Genomic DNA, 15,388 nt, shown 5'->3' on the forward strand with positions numbered 1-15,388 from the left:
TAAAGCTCACTCTTTTAACGGGGAATTTTCTAAGGCTAAGGACAAAAAGCCCTAACTCACTTACACTCTTTGCCAGATAATGACATCAGCAAACCCGTTAGGTGACTGAAATGAGAATTGGATTTTTTAGCGCGAAACATTACGACATGCAGCACTTTAACCGCACAAATGCCGCGTTTGGTGCACAAATTGAGTACTTCGATTATCGCCTCTGCATGCAAACAGTGAAGCTTGCCGAAGGTTTTGAAATTGTCTGCGCCTTCGTCAACGATTCACTCTGTGAAGAAGTTCTGGTCGAACTCGCTAAGGGTGGCACAAAAATTATCGCCATGCGCTGCGCTGGATTTAACAACGTCGATTTAGTTGCCGCTAAACGCTTAGGCATGCAAGTCGTTAACGTACCAGCTTATTCTCCTGAATCCGTGGCCGAACATACAGTCGCACTGATGTTGACACTGAATCGAAAAATCCACAAAGCTTACCAACGCACCCGCGATGCCAACTTCTCCCTCGAAGGCTTAGTCGGCTTTAACATGTTCGGCAAAACCGTCGGCGTGATTGGTACAGGTAAAATCGGCGTAGCAACCATCAAGGTATTGCTCGGTTTTGGCTGTAAAGTCATTGCCTTCGATCCCTTTATCAATCCAGCGGTTGTCGCGCTGAATGTGGAATATCAAGATCTCGACTCTATTTATGCCAACAGCGATATCATCAGCTTGCATTGCCCGTTAACCGCGGATAACCGTCACTTACTAAACCAAGCCAGCTTCGCCAAGATGAAACCCGGTGTCATGGTGATCAACACCAGCCGCGGTGGTTTACTCAATGCTTTCGACGCAATGGAAGCATTAAAACTGGGGCAAATCGGCTCGCTTGGGCTCGATGTATACGAAAACGAAAAAGGCCTGTTCTTCGAAGATAAATCGAATGAAATTATTCAAGACGATGTATTCCGTCGTTTATCAGCCTGCCATAACGTGATTTTCACGGGTCACCAAGCCTTCCTCACCGAAGAAGCCCTAGGCGCCATTGCCAAAACGACCTTGAGCAATATAAAAGCACTATGTGCCAGTGAACTCTCAGGTAACGAATTGTTTTAACTGACAGATAAAATCCTGACTGCTAAAGTGAGGCTTCAACGTTTGAAGCCTCATAGAGGAATATAAATATGTTAGTGACTCAGGAAATTCAGGATATCTCCACGCCTTCAGGGCTAATGCGCACCTATATCTATCGCCCAGAAGCACAGGGAATATTCCCAAGTATCATCTTTTATTCCGAGATATTTCAGCAAACTGCGCCCATCGCCCGCACCGCTACTATTCTTGCTGGCCACGGTTTTGTGGTGTTAGTACCCGAAGTGTTCCATGAACTGAATCCTTTAGGCACTGTGCTGGCCTATGATGAATCAGGTAAAGATAAAGGTAACGCCGATAAATTTGCCAAACCCCTAGAACACCACGATAGCGATACCCAAGCACTGATCGATTTTGCCACTCAACAAACTTACTGCAATGGCAAAGTTGGCTCTATGGGCGTGTGTATCGGCGGCCACTTAGCCTACCGCGCCGCACTCAACCCCGCTATTTTAGGTGCATTTTGCCTCTATCCTACCGACATTCATTCCAACACCCTACCCTGCGCTTACGGCAATGACTCATTGAGCCGCAGCGGTGATATTCAAGGGGAATTAGTGTTAGTGTTCGGCAAGCAAGATCCCCACGTATCCGCGGAGGGACGAGTACTAATCCACCAGCAATTAATGGCGCTGAACCGTAACTTTACTTGGCTTGAAGTCAACGCCCAACACGCCTTTATGCGTGATGAAGGCGAACGCTATGATCCCGCACTCGCACTGCAAATGTACCTGCAAGCGGTAGCGTTTTTTCAAAGAATACTGCACTAGTTTATAAATTAAACATACAAGATATTAAATACTTAAGGAAAGAGTAAAAAATGAAACCCTATAAAAATTTATCCTCAAAAAACTTAGCATTACTATTAATGATTACCCGAGTAACAACCGTTGTTTCGTTATTAGCCGTCGTGCTTTCATTAATTGGCCTAGCGAGTCAGTTTTGGATGACACGTGGATTTAGCCTTAACTTTTGGTCGACAGTGGGCATAGCTACTCTTATCCCCTCTCTACAAGTGCTTTTGGGCTCTGGTATCATAGCTGCTATCATTGCATTTGAAGAATCCTACCGCCAAAAGTCTGAAGCCTTTATCGCCTCGTTAAAATAGCGTTTAGGGTTGCCAAAAATACACCTAACGATCTAACTTTTTAAAATCAAATGAATCACTAAAACCTTAACTAATATTATGGTTTTAGTGATTCATCCTTTCATATATTAAACTGCTAGTAAAAAGCAGATAATCACTATTCGGAATATATTTCATCGATAAAGCCATCTAAAACACCTATCTGCAAAAGGGGAAAATCTTCACCCCAAGAAATATCATATCCAATGGAAATGGCATTTGAACCTAGCTTACCAACACCAAGGCTGTATTCATTATTTGCATTAACTTCGATCAAGCATGGCAACAAAAATGTCCAAACATTGGATGAGGAGAGCTCAATATCTGCAGGAACAATGTCAGAAGAGGTAAGGAAATGAATAATCCTAGCAGTTGCATCTTTTCTAATCTGCTCTGCATTATTGATGAGTTTATCGAATGCCTCACATTGGGATACTGTTGGTCCCTCTTTTGTCCCCCAAATACGTATGAGAAAGCCATCCCCTAAATAAGGTATATCTAATTTCCTTTCCCAGATTTTTGATTGACCTTTTCCTGAAATATCACCAAAAGGAAAAATGGTTATTGACTTTACAAACATGCGAACTCCAAATAACTAAGGTTGCCAACCATGGCCAGATCTATCAAGTTTGTTAAAAATTATGTACACGTATAACTCTGACTGTTCTAAATTACAAAGCAGTCATTATCTCCTTTAATTTTCGTGAATATTTTTTGCTGCCTGGGACTCTTATTTTTTTAAGGTAACGTTCTAGTTCATCTTGTTTTTCAATTAAGAGGCAGAACTCAATAATGTATATCACCAAGAAATTTTTATAAAAAGGCAGTGTTGCGATAACATCATCATTGCTCTCTTGCTCATCTGGTGCATCAATAAAAGTATCAATCTTTTTATCGAAGAAACGAGTAAATAATGGCATGTTCGATGACACTATCTTCTCCATCTCTAAAATATAAAATTCGGCGGCGTTTATTTTTTGTGCATCATAGGCTAATAACACTTTAGGTAGATCACATTCATTCACATTTACTTTGCTATTCTTTTTTGCATAGACGAGTAATGAACTATAAAGTTCAGTATCAATCAATTTGCCAACCTCTTCTTCAATGACCATGTATCTATATCCTTTGTTACTCAGGATCAAACTTCTTCTTGCCTTCGAGTAACGCCTGACGTTCGGCTAAGGGAGTCTGATCGGCCAGCTTTAACACTGCCTTTTGCAGCATGAGGTTATTTGGATAAGTGATGGTATCGCCGTTATCGCGATGAATCAGCACATGGAATAACGCGATTTCGATGATCACGCCGCTAATATCTTCATCCTTATCAACCACTCGAATGCGCTCGCCGATACGGTAAGGAAACACGAAAAAGATCAGCACGCCAGCGGTTAAATTACTCAATATCGACCATTGAGCAACCAATGCTACACCCATTACTGCAAAGGCGGATGACACAAATAGCGACACATCCTGATAGCCCAGTCCGAGCGAGACCGCCATCAAGGACAGAGTAATAAAAAACATCACATAGGAAATAAAACGGGTCACTAAACTGGTCCGTGCAACACTCACTTGCTTCATTTGCGCGAGTTTTCTAACCCAATGGGTTAAGGCGCGCTGTAAAAAGATAAACACTGCAAGATAAATACAGGCAAGCAGGATTTGATTTGTCATAATAGCGGCTCAATTAACTAAAACTGTCTGAATTCTAACTTTTTTGCGCGAGCAGTTATAGCCCGTGCAAACAAGCCAAACAGCTAAATCGAGTAATTAATCCAATATGGCCGATTCTACCCTCTTACATGAAACCCAAGACGCACTAGGCCCGATTCGTGTAATCGATTACGACGACTCACGGATCCTGTCCTTTGGGGATAACGATGAGCAGAGTAAGATCCTCAAGGCGGCGCCCCATATTCCCCAGCACACTTATGTGCAAGCCATGTTGTTGGTTTTACTGTTTTGTAAGCCCAAGAGCGCTATTGTTTTAGGTTTAGGCGGCGGCTCGATTATTCACTCACTGCGCAATTTCGACGCGGCAATAAAGTTAACAGCGGTGGAATTACGCCCCGCGGTGATTGAGTTAGCTAAGCGCTATTTTCAACTGCCGATAGGTAAAAAGCTCAATCTTATCAATGATGATGCTATTGCCTTTTTAGCTGCTGGCGATCATAAAAAAGTGGATGTAATTTTTGCCGATATTTATACAGCCAAAGGCGTTGAAACAGGGCAGCTTTCGCCAATATTCCTTGAGCAGTGCACTAACCTCATCAAACCCAATGGGTATTTAGTGCTGAACTGCTGGAAAGAACATAGCCAAAATCGCGAGTTGTTAGCCGACTTACAACAACACTTTGCCCATGTGAACGCTTGCCTCACAGGCGGCGGCAATTGGGTGATTTTTGCTAGCCAATCTCCTCAAATATTAGGCACCTCGGCACTCAAAAATCATGCTCAATCTTTATCGCAACAATTGGGTTTTGCCCTTGATCGATCACTGACACGATTTGGGCCTTGGATTTAATATTAATATCAGCAAAATAGCGTAAATTAGTTAACCCTAAGGCTGAGCTTTGTTATTCTTTACATTCTCCTATGATATGAGTTGTCACCATGAAAAATAAGCACAAATTTATGTTAAGCGTTATGGCTCTGGCGTGCCTTAACTCTCTCAATGCTAACGCCGAAAGTTTTAGTTTTGACACTCGTAGCTCACTGAATTCAGATACATTAGTGCTATTCCAAAGTGCTGACTCCACTACCTATGGGATCGACTTTTTACCTCAGTCGACCCAAGATCAATTAAACCTAGCAACGGCGGATAATATTTTTTCCGGCAAACGGGGGGAAATCCTCGAGATTTTGGTACCCAGCGAAATTGATGCTAAACGGGTCTTACTGGTCGGCATTGGCGATGCAAAAAACTTAACGCCCGGCGACATTAATACCATCGGTGGCAATGTTGCGGCCAAACTCGATACGGTTCCCCAAGCCACAGTGCGTGTACTCACCCAAGGCTTAACGGCCGCGCCGCTATTTGCCTCTGAGCTTGCCCACGGAATTGAACTACGCAGTTATCGCTACACTCAGTTCAAAGCGAGCCCCCGTGCCGAGAAGAATTACCAAATCGCTGTCGATGATTTAAGTCGCAACCAAAAACACCATAAAAATCTGCAAGCGGTTGAAGCGGGTGTGTTTTTAGCGCGCGATCTGACAAACGCACCTGCAGACATTATGTATCCCGACAGCTTTGCTAACGAAGCCAGAAAACTCAAATCCCTCGGCGTTAAAGTCACGGTATTAGAAGCCAAAGATATCGAACGTCTACAACTAGGCGCCTTAGCTGCTGTAGGTAAAGGCAGCGAGCGCCCACCTAAGTTAGTGGTCGCCCATTGGCCTGGTAGCAAAGACGCGCCAATCGCACTGGTCGGTAAAGGCATCACCTTCGACTCGGGTGGTTACAATATTAAGGCGACGGGCACTTCTATCGCACGGATGAAGTCAGACATGGCAGGTGCAGCCACAGTGCTTGGCACTATTAAAGCCATGGCGATTCAAAAAGCGCCAGTCAACGTAGTAGCAATTATGCCAATGGCGGAGAACATGGTATCGGGTCATGCAATGATCCCAGGTGATGTGATTAAAACCGCCCAAGGTCTCACCGTTGAAGTGCTCAATACCGATGCCGAAGGTCGCCTAGTGCTGGCCGATGGCCTCTGGTATGCCAGAGAAAATTATAAGCCATCTGTGATTATCGATGTTGCGACACTGACTGGCTCAAAAGTGAGTGCGTTAGGCAATGTTTATGCTGGCTTGTTTACCGATTCTGAGCCTTTAGTGCAGCAGCTAACTTATGCAGGTCAACAGGTTGGCGAAAAGGTCTGGCGCTTACCGTTAGATCAAGCCTATGCGGATGAGCTTAAATCCACTATCGCGGATCTCACAAACACAGGTAAAGAAGGCAGCGCTGGCGCTTCCTCTGCGGCCATGTTCTTAAAACGCTTTGCGGGCGAACAGCCTTGGGCACATCTCGATATCGCGGGCAATGCCTTAACCGCCACCGATACCGCTGTTGTGCCTGCGGGGGCAACAGGTTACGGCGTGCGCTTACTCAGCACTTGGTTAACTCAACCCAAAGCACAGAACTAGAACCTAGAACCTAGAACCTAGAACCTAGAACCTAGAACCTCAGTATCTTGTTTTAATTGTATTTACACTTTAAGGGATATCATTGATATCCCTTTTTTATGCTCGAAATTTATCTTATCTCAATCACCAAAGACCAGCCGACTAAACCCAAACTACACCCAGTCACGCCAAACCCACTGCAGTCGCAGAAAAACCGATTGAGTCCGACCTAATCGCATCACCATTCGACTAAACCGATTAGGATAATAGTTTTTATCCGTTATCTTAATTTTAATCGAGTCGGTAATATGCTTCACATCGACAGGACGCAAGCAAATGTCCTCGTTATGAACTTAAGCCATCATCAACTAAATGGAAGCATAAAATGACTCAATCAATTATCAACAGCACAATCAAACCATTCAAAGCCACTGCATTCCACAATGGTGAGTTCGTTCCAGTAACTGAACAAGACCTGTTAGGTAAATGGTCTGTTGTCTTCTTCTACCCAGCAGATTTTACCTTTGTTTGCCCAACTGAATTAGGCGACATGGCTGATCACTACGAAAAACTGCAAGGAATGGGTGTTGAAGTTTACTCAGTATCAACTGACACTCACTTCACTCACAAAGCATGGCATGACACGTCAGACACCATCAAGAAGATCAACTTCCCAATGCTGGCTGACCCAACAGGCACTATCAGCCGTAACTTCGGCGTGATGATTGAAGAAGACGGTTTAGCACTACGTGGTACTTTCGTGATTAACCCAGAAGGCCAAATCAAGGTCAGCGAAGTTCACGATTTAGGCATCGGCCGTAGCGCTCAAGAGCTAGTTCGTAAAATTCAAGCTGCTCAATATGTTGCTACTCACGATGGCGAAGTTTGCCCAGCTAAATGGCAACCAGGTGACGAAACATTAGCACCGTCTTTAGACCTCGTTGGCAAAATCTAATTTAGTCTGCAAAGCGTCAACCCCGCCAGTCTAGCGTCCTAAGCTGATTGGCGTTACAGCCGACACAGTTGTAGCGCCACGCAGCAAAGGATTAAGCCCGCCCCTGCAAGGGCCTAGACTGGCCCCCTTTTTCTCCCTTTTACGCGATTTTGGAGTCATCACATGTTAGATGCGAATTTAAAAAATCAACTGCAAACCTATCTGCAAAACCTCAAGAGACCAGTTGAACTTGTCGTGTCTGCAGATGAAAGTAGAAAGTCTCAAGAATTAAAAAGCTTAGCGCAAGACATTGTCAGCCTATCTTCTCTGGTGAGCCTGAAAGAAGTTCAGGGCGAACGCATCCCGGCGATGACAGTGATTAACCCAGAGCTTAATACGCAAATCAGCTTTGCTGGTCTGCCTATGGGTCACGAATTTACCTCACTCGTGCTGGCATTACTGCACACGGGTGGACACCCAATCAAACTCAGCGATGATATTATTGAGCAGATCCGCAATCTGCCAGGCAAATATGCCTTTGAAACTTACGTCTCACTGACCTGCCAAAACTGCCCAGACGTAGTACAGGCACTGAACATGATGGCGGCCATTAACCCGAATATCACCAACGTGATGATCGACGGTGCCCTGTTCCAAGAAGAAGTGACCAGCAAAAACATTATGGCTGTGCCTTCTGTCTACTTAAATGGCGAAGTGTTTGCAGCCGGCCGTATCAGCATTGGCGAGATCCTCAATAAACTGGATACCAATGCCGCAAGCCGTAAGGCCGATGAAATTAATGAAAAAGCGCCATTCGAAGTCTTAGTCGTTGGCGGCGGCCCAGCCGGCGCAGCAGCAGCCATTTATGCAGCACGTAAAGGACTTCGCACCGGTATTGTTGCCGACAAGTTTGGCGGACAAGTGGCTGAAACCGTCGGTATCGAGAACTTTATTTCGGTCAAAGCGACCGAAGGTCCAAAACTAGTGGCAAACCTTGAAGCCCATGTACGAGACTACGAAGTCGACATCATGGACAACCAAAAGGCAGTGTCGTTATCAACAGATGGCTTGTTCGAGCTTGAACTGGCAAGCGGCGCTAAATTACGTAGCCGTACCGTATTGTTAGCCACAGGTGCCCGCTGGCGTGAGATGAACGTCCCGGGCGAGAAAGAATACCGCGGCAAAGGCGTCGCATACTGCCCACATTGTGATGGCCCGTTATTTAAGGGCAAGCGTGTGGCGGTGATCGGCGGCGGTAACTCAGGTATCGAAGCGGCTATCGATCTTGCCAACATAGTAGAACATGTGACTGTGCTGGAATTTGATAAAACCCTGCGCGCTGACGATGTACTGCAACGTAAAGCGGCTTCTATGGGTAACATTAAAATCATTACCCAAGCCATGACCACTGAAGTGACTGGCGATGGTACTCGGGTTAATGGCCTGAACTACACAGACAGAGCCACTGGCGAGAGTCACCATGTCGCACTTGCAGGTATCTTCGTGCAGATTGGGCTAGTACCGAATGCGGAATGGTTAAAGGGCACTATCGATTTAACCCCAAGGGGCGAGATCATAGTCGATGAGCGCGGACAAACCTCAGTCCCAGGTATTTTTGCCGCAGGTGATGTCACTAACTCACCTTTCAAGCAAATTATCATTGCCATGGGCAGCGGCGCGACCGCATCACTGGGCGCATTTGATTACTTAATTCGCCACAGCGATGAAGAAACCGCCGCGACCAAAGCCGCTTAAGGCTTAACTCGTCAACAGACATCAAAGCTAACGCAAAAAAATAGCCAGCATTTGCTGGCTATTTTTTTGATGTTAACTAAGCCATTGATAAGGCTTAGCAGGCCTAATTTGCATTAGCATTTCAGGGGTGTCGACCGCTTTAAATCCAAACTGCGCGTAGAGTCCATGGGCATCGCGGGTGGCTAACATTATCCGTCTTAAACCTTGTAATTCAGGATGTTCAAGAATCGCTGTTATCATCAACTTGCTTAAACCTAAGCCGCGGTGCGACTCAAGTACAAACACATCGGCAAGATAGGCAAAAGTGGCTTTATCTGTAATTAAGCGGCCAAAAGCCACTTGTTGATTATCCTTATCAAATACCCCAAAACACAGGCTATTGGCTAACGCTTTTTGTAGCAGCGCCTTTGGCATGCCCTGCGCCCAATAGCTATTACTAATAAAGCCATGGATAACCTCAAGATTCATTTCAGCCTGATCTGTACTGACTCTGTATCCTGTTTCCTGCTGCATTTTCCTTTCTCCGAAATTTTTCGTTAACGTCAGTTCAGGTGTTATTGGCACTCATGAATATCATAAATGCCATCGCTAATAACACCACTTTAGCTAACGAATACAAAGCCCCCGCTAAAGTGCCACCGCCATGATAACTAAAGGCTAAGTGGCGATTGATTTCATACTTAAAGGATTTAGCTAAATAACGGTAAGCGAGAAAGTAAAACAAGGAGGCTGCTGGCCAAATCCCCATAAGCAGCATTTGCCCCTGAGCCTTAGTAGTGAGTAAGGTTGAGATAAACGGTACACTTAAGCAGACAACATATATCCAAGCAAAACGCTTAAGTAGCTGGCGAATTTTTTTATCGGATAATGATTTCAACTTCACTCCTTGTCATCTTACATAGCTTCGATTTGCTCAACCATAAGTTGCAGCGAAAAATTGCCGCGATACTCATTCACATCGAGTTTATACACAATACGGGCATGATTAATCGTCGCATCTGGCCAAGTGTGCAAATCCACATTAAAAGCAATCGCATCGAGCATCACAGTGCCGCATTGGGTTTCGAGTACGAGCTTAAGGTGGCGCTCACCGACAAGACGTTGTTGCACTATCGTGAAGTAACCATCGAATAACGGCTCTTCGAAAGCTTGTCCCCAAGGCCCCGCATTACGCAGTAACTGAGCCATTTCAAGATTCAACTCTGCGGGAGTGAGTTCGCCATCGGACCAAAGCTCGCCCGTTAACAACTCAGGTTTAAGCTGCTCACGCACCGCATCATCATAGGCTTTAGCAAATGTCGCAAAACTGCCCGCTTTGAGCGATAAACCCGCCGCCATTGCATGACCACCAAATTTGATAATCAGTCCCGGATGGCGAGTGTTCACTAACTCCAATAAGTCGCGCATATGCAAGCCTTTGATCGAACGCGCCGAGCCTTTAATTTCACCATTGCCTGCATCGGCAAAGGCAATCACGGGTCTATGGTATTTGTCTTTAATGCGCGAGGCCAAAATCCCGATCACGCCCTGATGCCAATCCTCTTGAAATAAGGCAATTCCCCAAGGCAACTCGGCTTCGTTAAGCTTTAAGTGCTCTAGGCTTTTTAAGGCTTCCTGCTGCATGCCGACTTCCAGCTCACGGCGTTCTTGATTCAATCCGTCAAGCTCTGCCGCCATACGCCGCGCATACATCATGTCTTCGCAGAGTAAGGTTTCAACCCCAAGTGCCATTTCGTCCAGCCTGCCTGCAGCATTAAGCCTTGGGCCCACGGCAAAACCAAAGTCAGATGCGACAATCCGCGCCGGATTTCGCTTCGCCACTTCAAGCAACGCAGTAATCCCCACACGGCAACGCCCGGCTCGCACGCGCTGCAAACCTGCTTCAACCAAAATACGATTATTGGCATCGAGTGACACCACATCGGCAACGGTGCCAAGGGCAACGATATCGAGTAGTGTGCCTAAATTGGGCTCAGCAATACCGTGGGTTTGATACCAGTTTCGCGTCCGTAATTCAGCCCTTAATGCCGTCATCAAATAAAAGGCCACGCCGACACCCGCTATCGATTTGCTGGCAAATGGACAGCCCGGTTGGTTAGGGTTCACTATCGCATCGGCAGCGGGTAACTCATGTCCGGGTAAATGATGGTCAGTAATCACCACTTGCATGCCAAAGGCTTTGGCCGCCGCAACGCCGTCAATCGATGAAATACCGTTATCGACAGTGATCAGCATTTCAGCCTGTTTAGACGCCGCAACCGTAACAATTTCAGGGCTTAAGCCGTAACCATAATCGAAGCGATTGGGGATCAAATAATCCACTTTCACCGCGCCCATCATCCGCAGCGCCAACATACACACACTGGTCGATGTGGCGCCGTCCGCGTCAAAGTCACCCACGATCAGAATCGACTTATTCGCCTGCATGGCATCGGCGATAAGCGCCGCGGCTTCGGGCAACCCTTTCATGGTTTCAGGTCTTAATAGACCCTTAAGGACAAGCTCGCATTCGTGGGTTAGCGCACCACGGCGGGCGTAAAGTTGTTTCAATAGCGGCGAAAGATGAGCGGGTAAATGGCTATCATCAACGGTTGGGCGACGGACTATCTTATGGATCAAGGGACTCAAACTCTCATGAAATCGTGGCAATAAGATAACAAAAAGGTGAGCCTTAAGCTCACCTTTCGTGGGATAAATTTTACATTTTAGGCTGTTACTGACGTGCCTCTAAGGTGCGTAATAAGTCTTCAGGCGGTTGATAACCAGGGATCATATTGCCATCTTCTAATACGATTGCAGGCGTACCATTTACACCAAAGGTTGTGCCTAACGCATATTGCTCGGCAATTTTAGCATCACATGTTGCCGCGGCAACTTTGCTGCCCGCTTTAGCATCAGTCATGGCTTTTAATGGATCTTTAGCACACCAGATAGCTTGCATCTCGTCGGCATTAGCTGACGGCACACCCGCGCGCGGGAAGGCTAAGTAACGCACTGTAATACCAAGTTTATTGTAGTCAGACATTTGGCTATGCAGTTTACGGCAATATCCACAGCTAACATCGGTAAATACAGTGACCACGTGTTTTTCGTTTTTCGCTTTATAGACAAGCATATTCTCTTCAAGCGGCTTCATCATTTCTAAACGCGGACCCGCTAATGCGGCTTCGGTTAAGTTTTTCATGCCCTTATCGATATCATACACACTACCGTGGAATAATTTTGAACCATCACGGCTAATATAGAGCACGCCGCGGTTGGTCATGGCTTGATACAAGCCCTCAATTGGTGAGTCCTGCATAGAAATGACTTCAACATCTAACATCTCACCGAGTTTTTGCTTAATCGCAGCGGTATCGGGAGACGTCGCAGTGGCAGCGCTGGCAAGTGGTGCAACTAGGAGGGCAAAAACTAAGGATAATGCTGGGGTCAACTTCATGGGACATCCTATAAATTGTGTCGCTACAACGAGATATTGGGGCCGTTCTAACTCGAGATATTCAATAGACCCTGTATAGGGGCAAAAAGTTACAGACAAGCCGCGCGGAAAGCAAATTTATGCTGTAACTAAATCCTTTTTTAGCCTCTAGGATGATGCTGTTGATGCAATTCCTGCAATCTTGCCCGTGCGACATGGGTATAAATCTGCGTGGTCGATAAGTCGCTGTGACCTAATAACAGTTGGACAACCCGCAGATCGGCACCGTGATTGAGCAAATGAGTGGCAAAAGCATGTCGTAAAGTGTGCGGTGATAATGCAGTTTCAATCCCCGCACGCAGAGCATAAAGTTTAATCCGATGCCAAAAAGTTTGCCGCGTCATCATCTGACCGCGTTTCGACGGAAATACCACATCGGATTGCTTATTATCGAGCAACTCTTGGCGAGCAAATTTCATGTAGCCCTCCACTTCGGTAATAGCCAATTCCCCCAGCGGCACAAGACGCTCTTTGCCACCCTTGCCCACAATACGTACTAAGCCTTGGCGCAAACTCATTTGCTCCATGGTCAAGCCGACAAGTTCACTCACCCTGAGGCCAGTTGCATACAAAAGCTCTAGCATTGCCTTGTCACGGCATTCGACGGCATCATCCACATTGGGCTCAGACAGTAAACGGTCAACCTGCGACTCACTCAGAGAATCCGGCAAATGGCGCGTTAACTTAGGTGACTCTACTAAGGCCATAGGATCGGCTGAAATCTGCTTGGTCTGCACCAGATAAGTATAGAAACGCCGTAAGCTGCTGAGCAGCCGAGCGCTACTGGTACGCGCAAAATTCTGCTCAACTCTAAAGGCCAGATATGCCCTAATATCGGTCTGAGAAACCGCGAGTAACGTCACTCCTTGCTGACCTTGATAACGATCAAAATGGCGTAGATCGGTACGATAGGCCGATAGCGTGTTATCACTCAGTCCTTTGCTTGACCAAAGATCATCAAGAAAAGCATCGATAAGTGGATCTGGCATATAGGTTTTAGGCACAAATACTCCATAAAAAAACGGCGTAATCAAATGATACGCCGTTGATATTAATTTAAATATGTCTAAGCCTGCATAAGCTTAACTGAGTTAAGCATAAAGACGAGAACTAGAATGCAAAGCCTAGGCTGCAGCCGTTTGACCACGGCCACGACCGAATACTAAACACAGTGCAATCGTCGCAATGGTCGGCAATAACCAAGCCATACCTTCTTCATAGAGTGGCAGCTTAGATAACACTGGAGACATAACATTCACTATATGGATAAAGCCCTGTGCTAAGCCATTCATGGCTTGACCATCAGCGTCAGTCAAACTTTTCGCTGCCACTTTAAGACCATCGAAGATGCCGAAAAACAGTGCCACGCTCAGTACTGCCCGATGTGCAAACTGTGGATTCGCAAAATAAGCGGTCAGGAAAGTCACAACCACAAGAGCAATAGCCACAGGATAAATCGTCATTAATACGGGAATACTAATAGCAATCAACTGACTTAGGCCCACGTTCGCAATCACAGCGCATATCAAGCTTAAAAAGATCACCAGGAAACGGTAAGACAGTTTAGGCATTAGCTCATTAAAGAACTCAGAACACGCACTCACTAGCCCAACCGCAGTGGTTAAACAAGCTAAAGTCACGACTGATGACAACAAGACTGAGCCTAGTTCCCCAAACTCGCGGGTCACGTAATTTGTTAATATTTCGCCGCCATTTTTAGTGCCGATAGCGATATCGCCGGCGGTTGCACCTAAAAAGAACAAGGACACATACACAAAAGTTAAACCAGCGGCGGCAATAAAGGCTGCACGGATTAGATACTTAGTTTGATCACTGGGTTGGTCAATGCCCTTTTTACGCAAGATATCAATAATCAACATACCAAACATCAAGGATGCTAACGTATCCATAGTGTTATAGCCTTCCAAAATACCTTTGGTCAGCGGATGCTGTTGGTAATCCCCCACTGCTTGGCCCACTTCGGATGCAGGTAAAAACAGCACTGAAACGGCTAATCCGACCAACAAAATCAATAAAATAGGCGTTAATACTTTACCTACGCTATCGAGCAACTTACCAGGGAAAAGCGCCAGCAACATAGTGACAGCGAAGAAACCTAGTGTGTATAGCAGTTGCGTCAGGTTTAATTCCAAACTGCCCAGCAAAAACGTTGCCGTAGTGTCATCGATAAATGGCTTAGCGCCAATCTCGTAAGCCACTAATCCCGTACGCGGCGCAGCAAAAGCGGGGCCGATAATAATGTAAATCGCGACGGCCAATGTCGTTGCTGCAAATACTGGCAGCATAGCCATAACCTTACCTTGAGCCTTAGCGACAGCAATCAGTCCAACTAAAGGTAAACCTACGGCGGTAATCAAAAAACCCAACATGGCGAGGGGCATATTTTCGCCCGCTAACATACCCGCGAATGGTGGAAAAATTAGGTTTCCCGCACCTAAAAAGAACGCAAAGGTCATAAAACCTAAGCCTAATGTATCTCCGATACTCATCTGATTGTCTTGCACTGGAAGCCCCATCTTGTCTTATTGTTTTTTTACAAACTTAAGTGATTATGTGTCGATTAGCCATAGCTAAAACAAAGCCCATCCGGAGTGCAAATCTATGTTTACACAATTCCGTGGTAAATATGTTCGATATCTGCCGAGTTTATAAACGATGGCGAACGTTTATGTAGCCTAACTGACGACTAATTCACCAACAAACTCGTTTACCTATCCGTTAATCTTAAAAGTGATTAAAAATGGGGGCGAAACTAATACCAGACTTAAAGCATCAATACAAGACAACAAGTCCGTTCAGGCAAAAAA

The 15,388-nt window shown here is 45.7% G+C and carries 16 protein-coding genes; 7 read left to right on the plus strand and 9 right to left on the minus strand.

The genetic code is table 11. The features are described from left to right. Nucleotides 1–110: 110 nt before the first annotated feature. The 3 genes from AAA952_RS08360 to AAA952_RS08370 all read left to right on the plus strand — a co-directional run bounded on the left by AAA952_RS08360 (nucleotide 111) and on the right by AAA952_RS08370 (nucleotide 2,244). Nucleotides 111–1,100 (plus strand): 2-hydroxyacid dehydrogenase, encoded by a 990-nt coding sequence (locus tag AAA952_RS08360; RefSeq protein WP_338256034.1) that lies wholly within the window; start codon nucleotides 111–113, stop codon nucleotides 1,098–1,100. Nucleotides 1,101–1,168: 68 nt separating this feature from the next. Next, nucleotides 1,169–1,906, plus strand: a complete 738-nt coding sequence (locus AAA952_RS08365) for a dienelactone hydrolase family protein (protein ID WP_173497333.1) — start codon at nucleotides 1,169–1,171, stop codon at nucleotides 1,904–1,906. Nucleotides 1,907–1,956: 50 nt separating this feature from the next. Beyond that, nucleotides 1,957–2,244 (plus strand): hypothetical protein, encoded by a 288-nt coding sequence (locus tag AAA952_RS08370; RefSeq protein WP_173246570.1) that lies wholly within the window; start codon nucleotides 1,957–1,959, stop codon nucleotides 2,242–2,244. A gap of 136 nt (nucleotides 2,245–2,380) precedes the next feature. On the opposite strand, the gene AAA952_RS08375 is transcribed toward AAA952_RS08370, so the two are convergent. The 3 genes from AAA952_RS08375 to AAA952_RS08385 form a co-directional block, all read right to left on the minus strand. After that, on the minus strand, nucleotides 2,381–2,842 hold the full coding sequence (locus tag AAA952_RS08375; protein WP_338256040.1) for a hypothetical protein: 462 nt from the start codon (nucleotides 2,840–2,842) through the stop codon (nucleotides 2,381–2,383). Nucleotides 2,843–2,933: 91 nt separating this feature from the next. Further along, a complete protein-coding gene (locus AAA952_RS08380; protein ID WP_263254788.1) occupies nucleotides 2,934–3,377 on the minus strand; it encodes a hypothetical protein in 444 nt (147 codons plus the stop codon). 16 nt (nucleotides 3,378–3,393) lie between these two features. Then, a complete protein-coding gene (locus AAA952_RS08385) occupies nucleotides 3,394–3,939 on the minus strand; it encodes a mechanosensitive ion channel family protein (protein ID WP_106651494.1) in 546 nt (181 codons plus the stop codon). Nucleotides 3,940–4,045: 106 nt separating this feature from the next. On the opposite strand from AAA952_RS08385, the gene AAA952_RS08390 reads away from it, so the two are divergent. The 4 genes from AAA952_RS08390 (at nucleotide 4,046) to ahpF (ending at nucleotide 9,082) form a co-directional block, all read left to right on the plus strand. Next, nucleotides 4,046–4,789: a spermidine synthase gene (locus AAA952_RS08390; RefSeq protein WP_338256046.1), complete on the plus strand. Its 744-nt coding sequence runs from the start codon at nucleotides 4,046–4,048 to the stop codon at nucleotides 4,787–4,789. A gap of 89 nt (nucleotides 4,790–4,878) precedes the next feature. Next, a complete protein-coding gene (locus tag AAA952_RS08395; protein WP_263193019.1) occupies nucleotides 4,879–6,414 on the plus strand; it encodes a leucyl aminopeptidase in 1,536 nt (511 codons plus the stop codon). A gap of 364 nt (nucleotides 6,415–6,778) precedes the next feature. Beyond that, nucleotides 6,779–7,348 (plus strand): alkyl hydroperoxide reductase subunit C, encoded by a 570-nt coding sequence (gene ahpC, locus AAA952_RS08400; protein ID WP_105250080.1) that lies wholly within the window; start codon nucleotides 6,779–6,781, stop codon nucleotides 7,346–7,348. A gap of 162 nt (nucleotides 7,349–7,510) precedes the next feature. Next, nucleotides 7,511–9,082: an alkyl hydroperoxide reductase subunit F gene (gene ahpF / locus AAA952_RS08405; protein WP_113939822.1), complete on the plus strand. Its 1,572-nt coding sequence runs from the start codon at nucleotides 7,511–7,513 to the stop codon at nucleotides 9,080–9,082. A gap of 72 nt (nucleotides 9,083–9,154) precedes the next feature. On the opposite strand, the gene AAA952_RS08410 is transcribed toward ahpF, so the two are convergent. From AAA952_RS08410 to brnQ, 6 genes are all read right to left on the minus strand, one after another. After that, nucleotides 9,155–9,595, minus strand: a complete 441-nt coding sequence (locus AAA952_RS08410) for a GNAT family N-acetyltransferase (RefSeq protein ID WP_212599771.1) — start codon at nucleotides 9,593–9,595, stop codon at nucleotides 9,155–9,157. Between the two features lie 34 nt (nucleotides 9,596–9,629). Then, on the minus strand, nucleotides 9,630–9,959 hold the full coding sequence (locus AAA952_RS08415; RefSeq protein WP_212599770.1) for a hypothetical protein: 330 nt from the start codon (nucleotides 9,957–9,959) through the stop codon (nucleotides 9,630–9,632). A 17-nt stretch (nucleotides 9,960–9,976) separates the two neighbouring features. Then, nucleotides 9,977–11,701, minus strand: coding sequence for a single-stranded-DNA-specific exonuclease RecJ (gene recJ / locus AAA952_RS08420; protein ID WP_338256058.1), 1,725 nt, complete (start codon nucleotides 11,699–11,701; stop codon nucleotides 9,977–9,979). A gap of 94 nt (nucleotides 11,702–11,795) precedes the next feature. Further along, nucleotides 11,796–12,521 (minus strand): bifunctional protein-disulfide isomerase/oxidoreductase DsbC, encoded by a 726-nt coding sequence (gene dsbC / locus AAA952_RS08425; RefSeq protein ID WP_105250085.1) that lies wholly within the window; start codon nucleotides 12,519–12,521, stop codon nucleotides 11,796–11,798. Nucleotides 12,522–12,661: 140 nt separating this feature from the next. Beyond that, nucleotides 12,662–13,564: a site-specific tyrosine recombinase XerD gene (gene xerD / locus AAA952_RS08430; RefSeq protein ID WP_338256061.1), complete on the minus strand. Its 903-nt coding sequence runs from the start codon at nucleotides 13,562–13,564 to the stop codon at nucleotides 12,662–12,664. 120 nt (nucleotides 13,565–13,684) lie between these two features. Further along, the gene (gene brnQ, locus AAA952_RS08435; protein ID WP_173246583.1) at nucleotides 13,685–15,097 is read right to left on the minus strand and encodes a branched-chain amino acid transport system II carrier protein; all 1,413 of its coding nucleotides are present in this window, start codon (nucleotides 15,095–15,097) and stop codon (nucleotides 13,685–13,687) included. Between the last annotated feature and the right edge of the window lie 291 nt (nucleotides 15,098–15,388).

It is taken from the genome of Shewanella sp. M-Br, from assembly GCF_036245925.1.
GTDB lineage: Bacteria > Pseudomonadota > Gammaproteobacteria > Enterobacterales > Shewanellaceae > Shewanella > Shewanella oncorhynchi.